This is a genomic window from Fibrobacter sp. UWH6 (assembly GCF_900142465.1).
GTDB lineage: Bacteria > Fibrobacterota > Fibrobacteria > Fibrobacterales > Fibrobacteraceae > Fibrobacter.
Window position 1 is genome coordinate 22,536 of sequence record NZ_FRAX01000023.1, and the last position, 19,785, is coordinate 42,320.

General features: G+C 48.7%; 19 protein-coding genes. 9 read left to right on the forward strand and 10 right to left on the reverse strand.

What is annotated here, in order from left to right; genetic code table 11:
* Positions 1–11 precede the first annotated feature (11 nt).
* Positions 12–2,183 carry an ATP-binding protein gene (locus BUB73_RS14790; protein WP_083539816.1) on the forward strand — a complete coding sequence of 724 codons (2,172 nt, stop codon included), beginning with the start codon at positions 12–14 and terminating at the stop codon, positions 2,181–2,183.
* Positions 2,184–2,193: 10 nt separating this feature from the next.
* Here the strand turns inward: BUB73_RS14790 and BUB73_RS14795 are convergent, their stop codons facing one another.
* Both BUB73_RS14795 and BUB73_RS14800 read right to left on the reverse strand, forming a co-directional pair.
* Positions 2,194–3,405: a glycosyltransferase gene (locus BUB73_RS14795; RefSeq protein WP_073287075.1), complete on the reverse strand. Its 1,212-nt coding sequence runs from the start codon at positions 3,403–3,405 to the stop codon at positions 2,194–2,196.
* Position 3,406: 1 nt separating this feature from the next.
* Positions 3,407–3,886: a hypothetical protein gene (locus tag BUB73_RS14800; RefSeq protein WP_073161251.1), complete on the reverse strand. Its 480-nt coding sequence runs from the start codon at positions 3,884–3,886 to the stop codon at positions 3,407–3,409.
* Positions 3,887–3,914: 28 nt separating this feature from the next.
* On the opposite strand from BUB73_RS14800, the gene BUB73_RS14805 reads away from it, so the two are divergent.
* On the forward strand, positions 3,915–5,801 hold the full coding sequence (locus tag BUB73_RS14805; protein WP_073161250.1) for a DUF4954 family protein: 1,887 nt from the start codon (positions 3,915–3,917) through the stop codon (positions 5,799–5,801).
* Between the two features lie 3 nt (positions 5,802–5,804).
* Complete coding sequence (locus BUB73_RS14810; RefSeq protein ID WP_073237719.1) at positions 5,805–6,359, forward strand: M48 family metalloprotease; 555 nt, start codon at positions 5,805–5,807, stop codon at positions 6,357–6,359.
* 70 nt (positions 6,360–6,429) lie between these two features.
* Here the strand turns inward: BUB73_RS14810 and BUB73_RS14815 are convergent, their stop codons facing one another.
* The gene (locus BUB73_RS14815) at positions 6,430–7,461 is read right to left on the reverse strand and encodes a hypothetical protein (protein WP_073161248.1); all 1,032 of its coding nucleotides are present in this window, start codon (positions 7,459–7,461) and stop codon (positions 6,430–6,432) included.
* Positions 7,462–7,586: 125 nt separating this feature from the next.
* On the opposite strand from BUB73_RS14815, the gene BUB73_RS14820 reads away from it, so the two are divergent.
* A complete protein-coding gene (locus BUB73_RS14820; protein ID WP_073287078.1) occupies positions 7,587–8,582 on the forward strand; it encodes a hypothetical protein in 996 nt (331 codons plus the stop codon).
* Between the two features lie 507 nt (positions 8,583–9,089).
* Here BUB73_RS14820 and BUB73_RS14825 read toward each other — a convergent pair.
* Positions 9,090–10,487, reverse strand: coding sequence for a Na+/H+ antiporter NhaC family protein (locus BUB73_RS14825; RefSeq protein WP_073287081.1), 1,398 nt, complete (start codon positions 10,485–10,487; stop codon positions 9,090–9,092).
* A gap of 92 nt (positions 10,488–10,579) precedes the next feature.
* Entirely contained in the window at positions 10,580–11,485 is a 906-nt protein-coding gene (locus tag BUB73_RS14830; RefSeq protein ID WP_073287084.1) for an MBL fold metallo-hydrolase, read from the reverse strand.
* 132 nt (positions 11,486–11,617) lie between these two features.
* Between BUB73_RS14830 and BUB73_RS17775 the strand changes: the two genes are divergently transcribed.
* From BUB73_RS17775 to BUB73_RS14855, 5 genes are all read left to right on the forward strand, one after another.
* Complete coding sequence (locus BUB73_RS17775) at positions 11,618–13,183, forward strand: sialate O-acetylesterase (RefSeq protein WP_249269397.1); 1,566 nt, start codon at positions 11,618–11,620, stop codon at positions 13,181–13,183.
* Between the two features lie 113 nt (positions 13,184–13,296).
* Positions 13,297–13,884, forward strand: a complete 588-nt coding sequence (locus BUB73_RS14840) for a fibrobacter succinogenes major paralogous domain-containing protein (RefSeq protein WP_170932332.1) — start codon at positions 13,297–13,299, stop codon at positions 13,882–13,884.
* 5 nt (positions 13,885–13,889) lie between these two features.
* Positions 13,890–14,495, forward strand: coding sequence for a DUF1349 domain-containing protein (locus BUB73_RS14845; protein ID WP_371523042.1), 606 nt, complete (start codon positions 13,890–13,892; stop codon positions 14,493–14,495).
* 308 nt (positions 14,496–14,803) lie between these two features.
* The gene (locus BUB73_RS14850; RefSeq protein ID WP_199173968.1) at positions 14,804–15,118 is read left to right on the forward strand and encodes a BrnT family toxin; all 315 of its coding nucleotides are present in this window, start codon (positions 14,804–14,806) and stop codon (positions 15,116–15,118) included.
* On the forward strand, positions 15,115–15,330 hold the full coding sequence (locus BUB73_RS14855) for a BrnA antitoxin family protein (protein WP_073161241.1): 216 nt from the start codon (positions 15,115–15,117) through the stop codon (positions 15,328–15,330). Before BUB73_RS14850 ends, BUB73_RS14855 begins: the two co-directional genes overlap by 4 nt.
* A 3-nt stretch (positions 15,331–15,333) precedes the next feature.
* Here the strand turns inward: BUB73_RS14855 and BUB73_RS14860 are convergent, their stop codons facing one another.
* The 5 genes from BUB73_RS14860 to BUB73_RS14880 form a co-directional block, all read right to left on the reverse strand.
* Entirely contained in the window at positions 15,334–16,683 is a 1,350-nt protein-coding gene (locus BUB73_RS14860; protein ID WP_073287098.1) for a DUF763 domain-containing protein, read from the reverse strand.
* 41 nt (positions 16,684–16,724) lie between these two features.
* Positions 16,725–17,732 (reverse strand): virulence RhuM family protein, encoded by a 1,008-nt coding sequence (locus BUB73_RS14865; RefSeq protein WP_073161239.1) that lies wholly within the window; start codon positions 17,730–17,732, stop codon positions 16,725–16,727.
* Between the two features lie 286 nt (positions 17,733–18,018).
* A complete protein-coding gene (locus BUB73_RS14870; RefSeq protein WP_073287101.1) occupies positions 18,019–18,669 on the reverse strand; it encodes a S41 family peptidase in 651 nt (216 codons plus the stop codon).
* A 21-nt stretch (positions 18,670–18,690) separates the two neighbouring features.
* Entirely contained in the window at positions 18,691–19,350 is a 660-nt protein-coding gene (locus BUB73_RS14875) for a hypothetical protein (RefSeq protein WP_088658915.1), read from the reverse strand.
* A gap of 231 nt (positions 19,351–19,581) precedes the next feature.
* Positions 19,582–19,785 (reverse strand): transposase (locus tag BUB73_RS14880; protein WP_139258420.1); only part of this gene is annotated, 204 nt, incomplete at its 5' end.

Below are 19,785 nucleotides of genomic sequence, written 5' to 3' on the forward strand. Positions count from 1 at the left end.
GGTGATTGATTATGGACAAATCTTCAAACGTTTTAGATGAACAGGCTGCAGCAATAAAAGAGTTTATGTATCTGCTCAGCGGCTTTGACGGTGTTAATGTGACCATTAACGACCTTTTGAAGCGTTTGAATGAACATTACGATGCCGATCGTACCTGCATTTTCGAGGTGGACGGCAATAGTGATGTGTCCATCAGTACCTATGAATGGTGTAAGGAAGGACTCGTTTCTGTAAGGGAAAATCCTAGAAACGCGGCAAAGAGCACTTTCAGGAAGTGGGATGAGTATTTTAAGGATGAGACCGGTCTTTATGTAGAAGTCAACGAGGCTTTCCGTGCTGAAAGTCCTGAAGCCTATGACATTCTCTCCAAGTCTAACGTTCAGCGCCTGGTTGTATCTCCCCTCCTATATAAGAATAGCGTGGTGGGCGTATTGTCTGTGGAGAACCCCCATAGGAACAGCCAGCACCTGATACTTCTTTCCGTTATTGCTAGCGCCATATTCCGTGGTATCCAGTACTCCCGTGCCCAGAAGCAGGAGAAGGCTCTGGAAAAGCAGCTGGAAGACGATATTTCTGCAATTGGCGGTCTGGCCAGCGAATACAACCAGCTTATGGTAGTGGATCTGGAATCCGGTCAGTTTGACGCTTACATTGGCGGTAAGAAAGCTTCCAAGGAATTTATGGATTTCACCGGCCAGGGGACCCCGCTCTTCTACGATGGTTTTGTTACCGCCATGCAGTTCCTCTGCCATCCCGAAGATCTTGAACAGATGCTCAAGTTTAGCAGCAGGGATTACATTACGGAATGCCTGAAGGACAAGAAGAGATTCTCTACCAAGTTCCGCTGCCTGGATCTGGAACACAACTACATCTGGGTGAACTTCATTGTCATCAAGTTTGACGCCATCAACGAAGCTCCCACTAGAATTTCTGTGGGCTACGTGAATACCGATGCCGAAGTGGCTGCCGAGAACGCAAGACAGAAGCAGTTGAAGGACGCCTTGGAAAGGGCTGAAGCGGCCAACATCGCAAAGACCAACTTCCTGAGCAACATGTCCCACGACATCCGTACGCCCATGAATGCAGTCCTTGGTTTCGCAAGGCTGATGGAAGGTGTGGTGAACAATCCGGTGGTGGTGGCGGACTACCTGAAGAAGATCCGCTTCTCTGGCGAATACCTGCTGGCCATTATCAACAACGTTTTGGATCTTGCCAGTATCGATAGCGGAAAGGTTCAGCTGGACGAAGGCTTCATGGATGTGCTGGATGCCTCCAACAGTTTCGACGCCATTATCGAAGGTGAGCTGAAGAGAAAGAACATCAAGATTTATCCCACATCGGATATCAAGCACCGGTATGTGTATGCGGATTCCGCCAAGCTTCGCCAGATCATGGTGAACCTGGTCAGCAACGCCGTGAAGTATACCGGTGAAGGTGGCGAGATCCATCTTGAATTTACAGAATTGCCCTGCGATCGCGAAGGTTACGGCACCTATGTGACTACCGTCCGCGATAACGGTATCGGCATGTCCAAGGAATTCCAGGAAAAGATTTACGATTCCTTTACCCGCGAACGCAACACTACGGACTGCGGTATTTCCGGTACGGGTCTCGGCATGTCTATCGTGAAGAAGCTGGTGGACCTGATGGGTGGCCAGATCGAGATGGAAAGTGAACTTGGAAAGGGTACCACATTCCGTGTCATCAACACCCACAAGATTATCGATTCTCCGGAAAAGTTCCTGGAAAAGCGCCTTGGCCAGAACGAAGATAACATGGACTTCAAGGGTAAGCGAATCCTTCTGGCGGAAGATAACGAACTCAACGCCGAAATCGCCAGGACCATTCTCGAAGACCTTGGCCTGCTGGTGGATCATGTGGAAGACGGTGTCGAGTGTGTCAATGCTCTGGGTAAGTCTGAAATGGGCTACTACGACCTGATCCTCATGGATATCCAGATGCCCAACATGGATGGCTACAAGGCAACCCGCGTTATCAGGAATATGGAAAACCGCCTGAAGGCCAACATCCCCATTTATGCCATGACTGCAAATGCCTTTGAAGAAGACAAGAAGAAGGCTCTTGAGGTTGGTATGGATGGTCACCTGGCTAAGCCCATCGACGTGAAGCTCCTGATCAAGAACTTGACAGAAGGGTTTAGAAAGCCGGCCTGTTACGTCTAACTTTTATTGATTATTTAATGACTTTGTTGTAAACGGCAATCTGTCTCTGGATGATGCCGTCCCAGGTAAAGCAATCCTGGATTCGCTTGCGGGAACCTGCAAGGAGTTTCTGGACCAGTTCGGGTTCGGCAGCCAGTCGCTTGAAGGCGTCGGCCAGGGCGACCGGATCTTTTTCCGGAACTAGCAGACCACTTACGTTGTCTACAACTACGTCGGGAATTCCGCCTACGTTGCTTGCCACGATAGGGAGTCCCAGTTCCATGGCTTCGATCAATACCACACCCAAACCTTCGGTGTCACCCTTGTGGTCTACGATGGCGGGTAGGGTAAAGACATTGGCGTTACGGTATTCCGCTTCCAGGTCTGCAGGAGAAAGCTTACCTGTAAAAATGATGTCGCAGTGTTGACCTGCGCTCTCGTCTAACAGAGCCGCCTGCTTTTTCAGTTCTTCGGTCAGGTCGCCTACTCCGACGATACGGATTTCGAACTTGTCTGCAGGCAAGTGTTTGGCGGCCTCGATCAGGTAGCAGATCCCTTTACGTTCAATATGTCTACCCACGAAAAGAATCTTGAACTTTCCGTTGACTGGGTGCATCTGATTCTCGGGCTTGCCGTCCCTCTCGTCTGAACCAAGCGTTGTTCCGTAGGGGCTCCATTCCACGTTCACGTTGCGGATGGCCTTGATCTTGCCTGCGGTAAAACTGCTGTTGGCAAAAACAGCTTGCGCTTGACCGATTGCAAATTTCAATAGGGGCTTCACCCATTTCTTCTTTCGGATCAGAAGGAGTTCCGCACCATGAAAGTTCAGCACCAGGGGAATCCTAAAAAGCTTGGCGGCGCCTAGGGCGATGTAGGCGTGGGGGAAGGGCCAGTGGGCGTGAATCACGTCCGGTTTCCACTTGCGGCAAAGGCTGATGCAGCGGAAGAAACCGCTGATGATATAGGGAATTGCCAGAAGCTGCAGCCAGGGCTTGGAGGCCATCTTGCTGGGGGCGCCTTCTTCGTGGGTCAGCATTTCCCAGTCCTTGGGGGCGTAGCGGAATCGGTTGACCGGCACGCCGTCAATTTCGTGGCTCTTCAGACCTTTGTATGTAGGAGCAAGTACTTGTACGTCGATGCCCGCTTCTTTCAAGTGGGCGATGGAGGCTCGGAGCCAGGGGACTTCGGCGTCTTCATGAAAGCGGGGATAGACTGAGCCGATGACAAGAACTTTCCGGACCATCTTAACCTGTGATATCTGCGTTGACGACATTCATGGTGGTCGTGTCGCCAGAAACCTGGATGCAGGTTGGGTAAACGATGGGCTTTACGACGCTGTTCAGCAGCTTGTTGACCTGATTGAAACCCATGGTGGATCCCATCTGTTCGATACGGCCCCTCACTCTGTTCCAGCCTTCGATTTTAGAATCCAGCAAGAGCATGCCTAGTCCGGATCCCATTTCCAGGAAACCGATAATGTCGCTTCCGCGATTGCTCTTGTGCAGGGAGGCTAGGAAGACTTCCCAGAATTTATCGTTGGCTTCGTCGCTGCCCAGTTCCTTGCGAACGGTTTCGAAGTCAAATTCGATATACACGAAAGAACTGTTATCCTCATCGCTACGGATAATTTCTTCTTGGCAACGTCTTTCAAAAATTTCTTCTGTGTAGATAGAAATATCGTATTTGTGTTTTCCAATCAAATTGAATAGCAGGTCTTTCATCATCGGCACAAATTTAGGCTATTTTTGTGCCATGCAACGACTGTTGAAATTGAAAAAAGTGCTGAAGAATAGTGTTTTGGCTGCTGCCGTTGAAAACTTCAAGGCAATTAAGGCCGCCACTTCCAAATATCGCCCGTTGACTCCCGAAGAAATTCAGATTCTGGAAGGTAACGGCAACCGTTCTGAATCTTGGGATAAGGTGATGGTGGAACCGGATTTCGATGCCGGTCGTATTCATCGGTCCATTTTTGTAGGTGAGGTGTACCTGCCCCGCTTTTTTGGAACTTTGTTGCTCCCGGGTGACGTTTCGTTCCCGACAGGTGTCTATGACAGCATGGTCCATGGTTGCATTATCGAGAATGCGCTGATCTATAAGGTGGCCATGCTTAGTAACGTTCTTGTTCGCAGTAGCGCTGTCATACACAACGTAGGTTCCATTGTTAGCAGTGGAAAGATCAGCTATAAAATCGGTTCGTCCATGTCTGTGGGTAACGAGATGGGTGGCCGCTCTGTTCTGGTGTTCCCGGAAATTACCATGGACCTTGTGGATGCCCAGCTTTTCCACAAGGCCGATGCCGAAGTGAATAAGGCCTTTGCCGAACAGCTGGCCGCCTACCGCGAAGAGATGGATCTTCCCTTTGGTCTGGTGGGTAAGGGCGCTGTCGTAAGCAATACCAATATCATTCGTAACAGCTGGATTGGTTCCCACGCCCGTATCGAAGGCGCTTCCAAGATCAGAAATTCTGTGGTGCTCAGTTCTCTGGAAGATCCCAGCCACGTTTATGACTCCGTGATTCTTGAAAACTCCAATGTGCAGATGGGCGTTACCATCCACACCGGTGCCGAAGTTCAGGGATCCGTTCTGATGAACCGCGTGAAGGTGGCTTGCAAGGCCATCGTCAAGTCTTCTATTATCGCCCCCTGCTGCCATATCGAAGAGGGTGAGGTCAACAGTTCCTATATGGGTCCCATGACCCAGATGCATCACCATTCCCTGTTGATTGCTGCTCTCTGGCCCGATGGTTGCGGCAACCTGGGTTATGGCGCCAACGTGGGTAGTAACCATACCGGCCGCATGCCCGATCAGGAAGTGATGCCTGGTCAGGGGATGTTCTTTGGCCTGGGCGTGAACATCAAGTTCCCCGCCAACTATCGCGAGTCACCGTTTTCGTTGATTGCCACCGGCGTGACCACCATGCCCCAGCGTTTGAAGTTCCCCTTCTCCCTGGTGCGCCCCGGCGATCCGCAGCTTATGGGTGTGCCTGCACGCCTGAACGAAATTGTACCGGGCTGGAACTATGCCCGCAATGCCTACGCCCTGGACCGTAATGCCTATAAGTATTCCGTTCGCGGCAAGGGTATTATTCCTGTCGGATTCTATAGCATCTTTAGCCCCGAAACGGTGCGCTATGTTTACGATGCCTATTGCCGTTTGCAGGTGTCCACTATTCGCGATGTCTACACCAAGGAACATATCGATGGCCTTGGCGAAAACTTTTTGCGTGAACGAGTACGTCAGCAGGCTCTGCATACTTATGCGGAATATCTGGAACGTTACGTCCTGGATGCCATCATCAACTTTGTGGCGGGCGATGCCAATTTGCAGATGCAGCCGGTCAAGGAACTGCGCCGCCTGATTATGACGGAAACTGAAACCAACAAGGATGTTGTCCGTGTGGTGCCCCTGCCCGAAACTCTGGAAGATCTTCTGAAGCGTTACCGCCAGCTAGAAAAGGACTGGTTCGAACGCGTGTCTCACGGTCTTGACAAGGATAACGAACGCGGTCGCGAAATCTTTGACGACTACGACGATGCCCATCCTGTGGACAAGGGCTTTACGGAATGGGAAAAGGCCCGCGTCGAAGAGAAGCTGCGTAAGCTTACCTCTGTGGCTAAAGTTTCAAAGCTTGAGGTCTAGCCCATGATGGTGGCCCTCTGGATTTTGCTTGCTGTGGAGGTGGTGGCCCGTGCTGTTCTCGAAGTGCGTGAAGCCCGCCTGACGCAGGTGAAGGCTGGCGCCTTTGGGGTGCTTCGCCTGATTCCTCTGGTGAACGATATTGTACCATTGCCCGAAAGCCGCAAGGAACCTCTGGTCGGGAACTTCGTGAAGTTCCATGAAGAAGCTCACGGTGTTTATCACCACAGTGTTTTGCGGAACCTTTTCAAGGTGGCGGTGCTTATGCTTGCGGTGGGTCTGTTGGCCATGCTGATGGGACGCTACGGTTTGCCTCTGTGGGCGGCTATCCTCTGGCTCCATGTGGTGGCGGTTCCTGGCCGCGTGCTGTTCCATTTCTATTGCTGGAATCAGGAATACGAATGCGACAAGTATGCTCTGGAAGCGACTGACAAGCAGGTGGCTAAAAAGGCGCTGCGCGAACTTGCCTCTTGCGAGATTCCGCATACGATTCTTTTTTCGTTAATTTATCGTGAACATCCGTCTGCAGCGTTGCGGAAGAAAAGACTGCTGGGCCGTTAAACGTCGGGCTGCCAAAGTCTCGCCTAGGTGAGATTCCAAATCGCTTGGCCGCTTGCGTTTAGTCGATCCCCTAGAACTTTCGGGAAAAAGTCGCCATGATGACTTTTGTGCCCCACTCGCTTCCGATTCTTTCCTGTAGAAGTTCCTCAGTGACTTCGTAATGGTAATTCCTGTATTTGCGATCCCTGGAGAAGTTTGCCATGATCATGCCATTCCATTTTTCGTTAACCTTTATGCTCAGCATGGGCATGATGCTAAAGGTCTTGAAGTAGGGATCATAACCATCGTAAACTTCGTCAAATTTGGTGGACCTTAAAAATCCGCCTACACCGGCGTTGACCATGAGCATGGGGAATCGCTGGAATGGCAACATATAAATTAATGTTCCTCCATACCGGTAGCGGTATCCGTTTGCAGAATACTCCGAACCGCATTTCCAGATTTCACCCTCTTCGGCATTGGTGTACTTGGTAAAGGTCCAGTTGGCGTTTGGCCTCAATACAATCCTGGTCCATTTGCTCCTGGGCAAAAAGGCGATCAAGGGAATGGTGGCGCCTACTCGGTATTTGATTCCGTAGGAAAAAGCCGTCATGAACATATCCCTGTCAAACGCACCTTCCTCAGCATTGTATACGCCCATGAAGGTGGCGTAACTTCCGTAGTTGAAGGAGGAATGGATGTTTGCGGATATGCCCAGCTCCAACAAGTGGATTGCTTCCAGGGTAATGTCGCTGTTGAATCCCAGGTCCATGATGCTCAGGTTTGAACCCACCATTCCTTTCAAAGTCAGCAGTTTGCCCAGATCCTTTTCGGCACGGAAATCGCTGTTCCAGGCAATGGGGGTTGCCAGCGGGAAGAACGGCCAATTGTGCAGGGATTCCGAATTGCGGAGCGCCTTGTGAGTCAGTACAAAGGCTGCCCAGGTAAAGTTGTGGTTTACGCTGGTTCGAAAGCTAGAGTCAATGGCCGCCTCGGTCTGGACCGTGGCTGTTTGGGCGGAATCCGTTTGCGTAGAATCTGTCTGCGCGCAGGCGGGCACTCCCCAAAAAAGGGTGCAGCCCAATAGCGCAATTGCCAGCTTCTTGAAAACGGATCCATTCATAACGTAGTTCTTTCAATCTAGCTTTTTCTTTCCCGAGTCCACATTTTTGGGTTGGCTTGCCATAGTCGAAATTTTGTATATTCCTTGAAGAATATTGAAATCGCGGTTTTGGAACGCTAATTTTTATGAAGAACATTATTTTGGTACGTCGTTTTTCGCTGATTGCCCTGCTGGTATGTCTTGTGGCTTCCTGGAGTTTCGCCTTCGATGTAAGTGTCAAGGCCAACGTGGATAACGCCCAGGTGTTTATCGGTGATATGTTCAATTACGAAATCTCCGTGACCGCTCCCGAAAACGCCATTGTGGATTTGCCCAGCTTCGTAGGAAATCTCGGTAGCTTCGAAGTGAAGGAAATGAAGAATGAACGTATTACCGAGGGTATGCCCAAGGGCACTGCAAAATTTACCTGGCTTGCAACGTTGAACACTTTTGTCGGCGGCGATTTCATGATCGCTCCCCAGCAGGTGTTGGCTGTTGTGGGTAGCGATACCGTGCGCACCAATACAGACCCCGTGGCCGTGAAGGTTGCTCCCCGCACCACCGGCGAAGAAGAGGACATCCTGGAAGTGGAAGACCCCATGGCTGACCCCCGCCTGCCTCAGTGGCTGTATATTTTGCTGGGTGTACTTGGTGCCATCTTGCTGGTGGTGGCTGGCTGGCTCCTGCACAAGAAATTACGCAAGCAGGGTGCGGCTCCCCGTCTGCCGCCTTACGAAGAAGCGGTCTTGGCTCTCAAGGAACTTCGCGTTCGCAATTACCTTGCCGAAGGAAACCAGGGCGACTACTTTATGTCTATGGGCTTCATTACCCGCCGTTACGTTGAACGTCGCTTTGGCGTAGAAATTCTTGACGCTACTGTGGCGGAACTGAAGCAGCGCATGGCTCACGTTTCTGGCCTCCCGCAGGCTTACAAGGAATCTGTTGTAACTCTGGCTGTAGAAACGGAACCCGTCAAATTCGCCAAGATGAAATTGGACGGCGAACGTTGCCGCTTCTGGGATGAATGGGCCGACCGTCTGGTTGAAGATACCAAGCCCACTCCCGAAGAACAGCAGGCCGAAAAGGAAGCCTTGAAAGCCGCTCTCGCCAATGTGAAGGCCGCCAAGAAAAAGAAGAAATAGCCCCGCGAGGGAACAAGGCTTCGTGCCATTCGCTAAATTCGAAAAGCGATTTTAAAAAGTCAGATTTTCATTTTGAGGTTACTAAATGGGCAAGAAAAGTTCATTTAGTAACCTTTATTTTGTATAAATTAATTATTTTATCTACTTTGATGAGGAAAAATACGTTTTTGGGGTTACTAAAATGGATAAAAAATAGATAGTAGTAACCTGTGCACCTTGTAAAATAGCTCGTGAATGTGGTTCTCGTTTTGAATAAACTAAAATTGGGGTTACTAAATCGTATTAAAACGCTTGTTTAGTAACCTATTTTTGAAAAAAGTCCCCAAAAAAAACGGTCGGCGCCGAAGGGCCGACTCGTTTCTATCTCAGCAGGTCCCGCAGGCCCCGCGTTCCGGTTAACATCCGGTCTATGTCTATAATATACGGCAGAATGTTCGTGGACGCAAGGGGGAGTGCTGCAAATCGCTATTCCAATGTGGAATTGCCAGGATCGCGTGAAAAGCGGCCTTAGACATTCTTCTTTCTCTTGGGGGAGATGGCGATAAAGGCCAGCACACTGATCAAGAGCAGGAAGGGATAGAACATGTAGGGGATGATGTCGAAGGCGCTGACGTTCACCGCTTCGACACCGTTGACCACTGCGCCGGCTGCGGTATTTGCGGTTGCTGCCGATGCGATGGCGGAAAGGGCTACCAGCATCTGGGCACCGTAGGGGAGCAGACCTTGCAAAATGCATCCGAAAATGTCCAGGAGGGAGGCGGTCTTTTGCGGGGAGATTCTGTATTCGTCGCTCATCTGCTTGGCGATGGGAGCCGCCATGACGATGGCTACGGTGTTGTTGGCAGTGGCTACGTCCATGGCGCTTACCAGAAGGCCGACGCCCAGCTGACCGCTTCTATGGCCCTTGAAAACCTTGTGGATGAAATCCAGCAGAGCGGCGAATCCGCCGTGAATGCGAATAAGTCCGCAGAGGGCGCTGACCAAAACGGCTACCATGATGGTTTCGTACATGCCGGAAATTCCATTGCCGATGTGGGAGAGAAGTCCGACAAAGTTGAGCTCGCCGCTACCTACCATAACGACGGCGGCCGCTACGATACCCACCAGCAAGACCATGAAGACGTTGATGCCGACCAGAGCCAAAGCCAGTACCAAAACGTAGGGCATCAGCTGGATCAGCTTGTAGTCGGCGCTTACTACTTCGTGGGCGTCGGTGGCGAAGGAGATGGCTGTAATAATCACGATGGCTGCCAAGGCGGCAGGCAAGGCGATCCAGAAATTCACCTTGAACTTATCCTTCATCTTGCAGCCCTGTGTGGAGGTGGCTGCGATGGTGGTGTCAGAAATAAAGCTCAAGTTATCGCCGAACATGGCGCCGCCAATGACAGATGCCACGCAGAAGGGGATGCTGAATCCTGCGGCACCTGCCACTTCAATGGCGATTGGCGAAACCACCGCGATTGTGCCTACGGAAGTTCCCATGGCGGTAGAGACGAAGGCCGCCACTACGAACAAGACCACCACCGCAAACTGGGACGGAATAAAATCCAATAGCAAGTAGGCTGCCGCACTGGCGCTGGAACGCCCCAGAATTCCAGCGAAGATACCGGCGCACAGGAACACCAGAATCATGAGGAAAATGTTGCGGTCACCTAAAGCGCCTGCCATCACGTTCATCTTCTTGTCAAAATTCAACTTGCGGTTCTGAATGCAAGCCACAAAAATGGCAATGAGGAACGCTGCTACAATGGGAATGTTGTAGAATCCCATGGGGACCTTCAGGACGTATTCAAAGGTGATGCCAAGTCCAAGATAAAGCACTAGGAAGATGGCGATCGGCAAAAGGGCCTTGGGATTGCCCTTGATGTTTTCAAGATGGTCGAGGGAAATACTTTCGTTTTTCATGTTCAATAAGATAGTATTGTTTTTGATTATTTGTTTAAAATCGTCATCCTGAACGTAGTGAAGGATCCATATCCTTGAGTGTAGCCGAAAGGCTAAATTTCTATTTCCAAGCCCGTGTACATTTGCTCTGCGCGGTCTCCGAGAACGCCCTTTAAAATTTCGTAGGCGCGATCGCCAGTGCAGTGGCCTGTATAAATTTTCTGGACATCGAGGGCGCGGAGGCGTTCTGCAAATTCACGGACTTTAGAATCCGGCGTCTTGTATAAATGGAAACCGCCCAGGATGGCGTAAATCTTTTTGTTGGGGAAGGCCAGCTGGATTTCCTTGACGATGTTGTCGGCACCGCCGTGGCTGCAGCTGTTCATGATGAACAGGCCCTGAGGAGTGTCGAAGACAAGGCTCTGTTCGTGATTGAAACTGTCGGGAATGTATTTGCCGTTCAGCTTGATGGAAAGGCCGTTGCGGGCGGCGATTGCGGCGCGGCTTTCTGCGCTGAATATTGTGTCGTTGTGACCTATCAGAAAAACGCCCGGCAGGATTTCCGTGGGACTACTCGCGGCTTCGCGAGAGGAACTGCCAACGAACTTGATGCGGTCTGCGTAGCGCTTGAGCCAGCCGCGGTGTATGCCGATGTATTTCTGATAGGAAAACAGCTTGAGGAATTTATGCCTGCTGTAGCAGTTTTCGCCGGCACCTTCCCGCAGGTAAAAACAGGCGTGGTCATTTGCCTTGAAAAAATCTTCCATGCCACCGGCGTGGTCATAATGGGCGTGGCTTAGAACGCCTGCGTCAACGGTGCTTAAATCTACTCCCAGTGCAGTTGCGTTTTCTGCAAAGTTTGCTGACGCTCCGGTATCCAAAAGAATTCGATGACCATTGAATTCAATGAATGCGGAGAGTCCCCATTCCGGCGTCAATGCGTCGCAGGAACAGACTTCGGTTTTGGCACCTGGATTTCCCGAAAATTTACGATTGTCTATAAGAACTGAAATTTTCATCCTGCACAATGATAAAAAATATGTCCCTTGAAAAAGTGCCGGACCTCGTGGATAATTTGTCCAGGAGAAGTTCCATATATATGGGCTTTTTTGTGGCGCAAAAGGGTATCTTAAGATTGTATGGGTACCAATATGAAAAAATTGATTTTGTCCTTGGCTGCGGCGGCCACTTTGGCGAGCGCTGCACCCGATCCGAATTTCCACATCTACATTGCCTTTGGTCAGTCTAATATGGCGGGTGCCGCAGGCGCTGCAGAACCAGAAACAAAGCCTTATCCACGATTTAAACTTTTGCCTTCTATGGATTGCCCCGCAAAGGGTCGCACCATGGGTGTTTGGACCGATGCAACTTCCCAGTTGGCAAACTGCGATAATCCTCCCAGCATTTCTGTTGCAGATTATTTTGGCCGCACCTTGGTGGATTCCTTGCCCGATGTAACCGTTGGCATTATTTCAGTTGCTGTGGGTGGTACTGCACTCAAGTTGTTCGATAAGGACAACTGGCAGGCTTATCTTGAAGATCCTGATCGTCAAAAGGAAAACTGGATTATTAACTGGGCCAAGGCTTACGATAGCAATCTGTACAAGCGAATTATTGATCTTGCAAAGATTGCCCAGAAGGATGGTGTCATCAAGGGTATCATTGTTCACCAGGGTGAATCGGACTGGAACAATAACCATTGGGCCGAAGACCTCAAGAAAATTCGCGACGACATGCTGACCGATCTTGGACTCAGTTCCGATACGGTGCCGCTGCTGGCTGGCGAAATGCGTGAAGATGGCTGCTGCAGGGGCTTTAGCACAAGTCAGGTGCAGCGCATTACCAAGGTGATGGATAATGCCTGGCCGGTTTCTTCATCTGGTCTTGGAAGCGCTGGCGATAGCTATCATTTTAACCGCGACGGTTACATTGAATTTGGCAAGCGTTACGCTAAGGTGATGCTGGAACATATGAACCGTGCTCCTGTTGAACCTGTGCCTCAGCAGCCGTTTCACGGTGTGGCGGCGACTATTCCCGGAAGAATCCAGGCGGAAGATTTTGACATTCCCGGCGTAGGTTCCGGTAACGATTCCTACAAGGATAACGATTCTGAAAATCACGGCGACAGCGGTTACCGCAAGGATACTGGCGTTGACCTTTATAAGAAAGGCGACAAGGTTGTGGTGGGCTACAACCAGGAAGGGGAATGGCTGGAATACACGGTGAAGGTTGCAGAAACCGGCAAGTACGATGTATTTGCTTCCGTAGCTTCCGCCAACAATACTTCCAGTTTCAAGCTTTCCATGGATGGCAAGGACATTACGGAATCCATTGCGGTCCCCAAGAATGAGGGCAAAGACAACTACGATGATTTTAACAGTGTTATTGCGGCCAGTGGCGTGAACCTCACCGAAGGTGAACATGTCCTGCGATTCACGGTAACGGGCAGCTGGATGGATATTGATTATATTACGTTCGCTGTATCCGGTGACCCCATCACTCCTCCTGATTCCAGTGTTGGAATTATCCGTAGCTATGCAATGAATGCTGCTTCCAAGAATTACCGAGTCTTTGATTTGATGGGCAAGGTCTTGGGAAGTGTCCGCGTGGATGGCTCCGCTTTTGAAACGAGCCTGAAGACTGCAGGGTATAACAAGGGCATTTACCTGTTGCAATCTGCTGATGGAATTAGGCGAACGGTCCGATTGAATCGTTGATAAAAGCTCATGTTCCTGATGATTGAAGTCATGCCGATGAAAATCGGCATCGGCTTTTTTTATTTTAATATCTGATGATGAAATTTCGCTTTGGCATATTTGTATTCCTTCTGATGAGTTTGCAAGTATTTGCGCAGGACATCTTAAAAGATTCCCGAGATAATCAGGAATACAGGACGGTAAAAATTGGTTCCCAGGTTTGGATGGCGGAGAACCAGAGTTTTGCTGCGGAAGAAAGTTGGTGCTATACACGTTTCAATTACGACTGTCGCAAGTACGGCCGTTTTTATACTTGGGATGTGGCGAAGGATGTTTGCCCCGCCGGTTGGCACCTGCCCACGGCCGCAGAATTTGAACAGCTTTTCGCAGACGTAGGCGGTCGGGACTCCGCAGGCGTCAAGTTGAAATCCGCTGAAGGCTGGAGCCATTACGGCAACGGTTCCGACGAGTACGGCTTTAACGCAACGCCCTCGGGTTTCCGCGATTACCGCGGTCGCTTCGATCGCCAGACAATGTACGCTTATCTGTGGAGCGCCACGGAAGAGGGTGTGTCGCAGGATGGCACAAACTTGCAGGATGGTGATGCCGCGCCCAGCAAAAAAGCAATCGGCGTCCACATGATGGCTGGCCGCAAGGATGTTTCCGTCTACCCTTATGCAAAGAACTTCGGACTTTCCGTTCGCTGTGTGAAGGATGAATAATGAAAATGAATGCCAAGGATTGGTTCTGGACTAGGGCTCCGAAAAAGTTTTCCATTACGGATGATGTTATTGAAATCATTACGGAACCTCATACGGACCTTTGGCAAAGAACCTATTATCATTTCCGAAATGATAACGCACCGGTTCTTCAAATCAAGACTGCAGAGAAGTTTTTCTCTTTCGTCGTGAAGACTTCTTTCGAAAGCAAGAAGCGTTTTGACCAGTGCGGCGTGGCCATGTATCTGGATAGCGAAAACTGGCTGAAGGCTTCCATCGAATACGAGAATGAAAAATTCCAGCATCTTGGAAGTGTGGCCACCAACATGGGCTATTCCGACTGGGCTACCACCGCAATCAGTGCCGATATTAAATCCATGTGGTATCGCTTCAGCCGTCGCGAAAATGATTTCTGCATTGAATGTTCCGAAGACGGTTCCAACTTTTCACAAATGCGAATTTGCCACATGTGGAAAGCTACCGACGAAATCCAGTTTGGCATTTACGCTTGCAGTCCCGAAGATTCCTCCTTTAGGGCTGTATTTACCGACATGGAATTGACGGAATGCAAATGGCTTGCCCATAACGGACAAGCCCCAGACGAAAAAATCTAGAACGCTCCTTAAACCGTTCTTCCGCCCCACTCTTGCGAGTGGGATTTTTTTTGTATATTTGACTCAATCAGAAATACTGATTTTTTTTTATATCTCCCCTAAAGGGGATCATGCGCACTAAGGAATAAATTCCTAAGTGCTGTCCGTCCTTGACAAGGGCCCAAGAGATCAATCTCAAAGGGAAATGCGTTCTTCAGGAAAAAAGTGAAAATACTCAGAATGGAGTTAAATGCGTCCGCAATCGCATTGCAGGCACTTGCGTTTATTTTTGAATGTAATTATATTGTAGTTATACATCGAGGTCTATTATGGAAATAGATTTCGAGTGGGATGAAAAGAAGAATGAGATAAATCGGAAAAAACATGGCGTATCTTTTGAAGAAGCCAAGAGTTGCTTTGAAGATGATCATGCTAGAGTTTTCTTTGATGTAGAACATTCAAAAGATGAAGATCGTTCTATTCTTATAGGATTGTCTTCTGAACTAAGAACCTTGATTGTTGTCTATACGGAACGTGTTAATGATGATGATGATTTGATTGTCAATCGCATCATTAGTGCCCGGAAAGCGACGAAGAAAGAGTTTCAGTATTATTGGAATGCGCGTAAAGGAGATGAACCATGAAGAAAGAGTATGATTTTGAAAAAATGAAGGCTGTAAGAAATCCTTATGCGGCTGCATTAAAAAAACAAATTACCATTCGGTTGAATTCTTCAACCATTGAGTATTTCAAGAAAATGTCAAAGGATCAGGGCATTCCTTATCAGACTTTGATTGATTCTTATTTGACAGATTGTGCTGTCAAAAAGAGAAAGATTTCAATTGAATGGAAATAGGCCTTAAACCGTTCTGCCGCCCCACTCCTGCGAGTGGTTTTTTTCATGCTCCAGAGTTTTATCGAAGTCGGCGAGGGGTTCGCAGTCTTTTTCGATGGCCAGCTGGGTGGCGTGAAGGCGGTTGAGGCAATCCATTTTATCTCGGTCGCCGATTTTCGCCTTTTCAATAGCGCCTTTCAGAACGCGAATGGATTCGTCGTAAACTCTGGTGGGAACAGGGAAGGGGTGCCCATCCTTGCCACCGTGGGCGAAGGAATAGCGGGCAGGGTCCCTAAAGCGGGAAGGAGTTCCGTTAATCACTTCGCTGACGAGAGTGAGGGATTGCAAAGTGCGGGGGCCAAGTCCCGGTGTTAACAGCAGACTTTCAAAATCCTTGGGGTTGGATTCGTAGGCGGTTGCAAGTACGCCCCCAAGGCGCTTCAGGTCCACATCTTCTGCGCGGACTTCATGGCGGTTGGGCATAATGCAATCCCGGGAAGAATTTGCGACGATAGGGTCTCGGCAGGTTGCCCTTGCGACGTCCATTCCTGCGCGAGCGATTTCCCACGGGGCTGCACTTGACAGGGGATTGCCGGAGGCGTCAACAAGTTGGGATTCTGGCGGGGCGAACAAATCCATTTGGGGCGAAACAATGACAGAAGAATTGGGAGCCACAATCTGCTGTATCTCACGCATCATCCTGTCGGGATTTTCGTGAGTCAGTTCCAGAATGGAGTTGCGGGTAATGCCTGCTTCCTGATGAGTCAAGTTCAGAATCTGCCCGCGGTTTTCGCCTACCACGCCTGCGTGGGGTTCTTCTACAAAAGAACGCAAGTTAGAAGAACACCAGTGGTAACGTCTTGCAGCCCGGGCGTCCGTATTCATGCCCTGCTGAACCACCGCCCAGTCGCCCTCATCCGTCACGATAAAATTATGCTGATAAAGCTGGAATCCGTCTTGCACCGCGGTGTTGTCCACCTTGGCGCAAAGACAGCTGGTGCGCTTCAGGTAATTCCCGTCCACGCCGGTCTGGTCTGCAATCTGCAGCAGTTCCGTAGGAGTCTCCCGCGAAAACTTTCCGCGACCGCCGCACACATAAATCCCAAGGTCCCTTGCAATAGGGTTCAGCCCACGCTTCAGGGCATACATCACGCTGGTGGTAATTCCCGAGGAATGCCAGTCCATGCCCATGACCGCCCCGAAGGACTGAAACCACAGCGGGTCACTTAGGCGAACCAGAAATTCCTTCTTGCCGTAATTCTCCACAATGGATTCGGCAATGAGTCTGCCCAAGTCACGCATACGGTCTGCGAGCCAACGGGGAACAGTCCCCGTATGCAAAGGCAAGTCTGCAACACCAGTACGCTTAGGCATGATAAGTTATTGAGGTTTGGGTTGTGTGCTGCTAAAGTTTCCTATGCTTTATAAGAGGCAATCTTTTCGCGAAGTTCCAAAAAGTTGTCAAAGTCGCTTTTCAGATTTGCAAGTTCCTTTCGCTTGAAGAGCTTGTATTCGCGTTCAGCTTTTTCCATGGCATCTTCGTGAGAAATCTTACCATTGCCCTCGAGTAATTTTCTCTGGCTCATGACAATCTGGTTGTCCAGGGCGTCTATCCAGTCCTGCATGCGCATTTGCTTTTCGTCAAGGGCCTGCAATTCTGCAAAATCCAGGAACTGAGAAACCATCAGGTTCAAACGTTGTAATTCTTTTTCAGATAAATAATTCTTGGCGATTTTTACATCTTCTTCGGTAACGTAATTTCCCTTGAAGTTAGTCATGCCGACAAACGGTTTTTCGCTATCCACACGTTCGTAAATCAGTTCTGCGGCTGTATGCTCGTGAACGGCATAGTGCAATTTGTTCTGCACGGTTGCAAAAAAATCCAGCGTGATCTTTTTACGGGGATCATAGTCTACGGCGGTGGCGTAAATGTCTGTCACCTGCTGATAAAAATTTCGTTCAGAGGAACGGATGTCGCGAATGCGCTGGAGTAGTTCCTTGAAATAGCGGTTGCGGCCATTTTTCAATCGTTCGTCATCTAGCGCAAAACCCTTTTGGATAAATTCGTGCAGACGCGTTGTGGCCCATGTCCTGAATCGAGTCGCCACTGGAGATTGCACGCGGTAACCGATGGCAATGATGATATCGAGATTGTAGTGTGCAATTTCGCGTTGAACATTCCGCTTGCCTTCTTGCCGAACTAACAAGAAATCCTTGTGAGTTGACTCGCGAGGCAATTCGCCGTCCTTATAAATATTGTCGATATGGAGACTAACGTTTTGTTGCGTCGTCTCGTAGAGCTCCGCAAGCTGGACCTGAGTCACCCAGACATCTTCATCGGCAAAACGGACAGAGACGTTTGTCTTGCCATTTTCATCTTTGTACAGCAATATGGAATTGTCTTCAGGACGGACTTCTTTCATATATACAAATGTACACTAAAGAAGGGGCTGTGTCAAGCCAATTGACTTTGTTTACCCTCAATGTTTAAATCCAACCCAAATGTTGCCCCAAGTTTACGTTTAGACGGTTTTGGGAGAATTTGCACTTGAACTGACCCTTGATGCCACCTCTCCACAGGACTACGGTTATTCCGTCCGTTGCGTCCGCAACTAACCCGACGAAACTGTATGAAAAGAGCTAAGCCAAGAAGCCTAGCTCTTTTTGTGTTGAGAACGCTATTCCCGCTGGAAATAATCTCTCGGGGAATTAAAACTTTACGGAGTGCTTAGTCTCTTTTTTCACAATTTCGCCGTTGATGTTGCGATAGTGTTGCGTTTGAGTTCTATTTGCTGCTGGCCTAGTTATATCGCTTCTGTTGTTTTTAGGTGCGTCTTTTGGGGCCTTTTCGATGTATACGCCATCTAAATTGTCTGCAGAAGTTGATTCCTCCGTCTGGAGTACCGATCCTTTCTTTAGGACTGCCAGGAGTTCCTTGTCATTTTCCGTAGAGGAAGCAAAGGCCTTGACTTCGTGGGTGCTGAATTGTTCTTTTCCGTCGTACCAGTCTTCAATGTTTTTCAGTGGCTTGACGGTAATTTGAATGCGAGAGAGAACTGTAGAGTAGGTTTCACCGTTATTGACATAGGTCACTTCAATGGGCTTGTTCTTGGGACCGCGAAACATAAGTTTTGCTTCTTCGCTGGATTTTCCCTTTAAGGAAATTCCATCAATGGCTATAATCCGGTCGCTGACCTGGAGATTGCTTTCTGCTGCAGGTGTATTGGGAATAATGTCAACTATTTTGATGCCGTCATTCTCTTTTTGAAACGAAATGCCGATGCCGCCAAAACTTTCGGATGCGACAGCTACGCCAATTGCGAAAAAAAAGGTGGCAATTATTTTACTTACATTGATCATTTATCCTCCTAAAAAATGGTGTTAAAACTTTACTGAATACTTGGAGTCGTTTTTTGAAAATTTGCCTTGGGCGTCACGATTGTGATGCAAAATAACCTTAGCTGTTTTTTTATGACTGTTGGCTGGTAGGGAAGATGGTGTGGACGATAGAGAGTATTCTCCGTAAACGAGCGCCTTTTGCTGTGTTGTTTCTCCTACGTAACAGGTGTCGTTCAGTAGAGCGCCGTAATTTTTAATATCAATGATGTCACCTGGCGTAACGGATATTTTACTGGGAATAAAGACAAGGTCCGACTTAAATCGCCTTACCATTGTTGAATCGTTGCCTTTGGGCAAGGTTAGCTTGCTATTCTTCAGTTTTACAGCCTTTACGGTTGTGACTTTGTGATCAACGATTCCTATTATAGGAACAGATGTAGTTGTGTTGTTCATATCATGTACACGATCATACTTTTCGTATACAGAGTCTATCATTCCACTTACATTTACTGTGAAACTCAGTTGTGTAAAGGACGAATCTTTTAGATAACTGAATGCTTCATTGAATGTTTTTTCGTCAACTATTGCGAAACCTGCATGACTAATGACTTCGCAGATTGTAATATCGGCATTCCTGATAGATTCGGCCTGCGCAATAGTATGTGTGAGAAGAATAAGGACAACTGAAAGAAGATTTTTCATAATAGATGACATGTTTGATTTTCGTGAAAAGATAACAAATTGTCTAACGCTTTTGAAGCATCATGAATAAAACGATCTTTTTTTAAGTTGTATGCAATTAAAAATGTTTTTATATTTGCGCGCCAAACGATGTTTTTTGTTGTTGAATAAGAAAAAATAGTTTGTATTCAATGACCATTAGGAGGTGAATTAATGAAAAAAGTGAGGCATCATCAACATGTGTGGAAGCATTTAGGCAGCCTTGCTAGATGATTCTCTCGATTCCGATTCCCATTCGTAGGCTATCTTTACATCTACATAGGAACAGCTCAACATTATCAGCGACAGCATGTTGTTCATGTTCCTGAAGCCATAGGCAGTCCGTATCAGTAGCTTTATCTTGTTGTTCGTCGCCTCGATCCTTGCGTTTGACACGCCCAGCCTGATTGTGTTGAG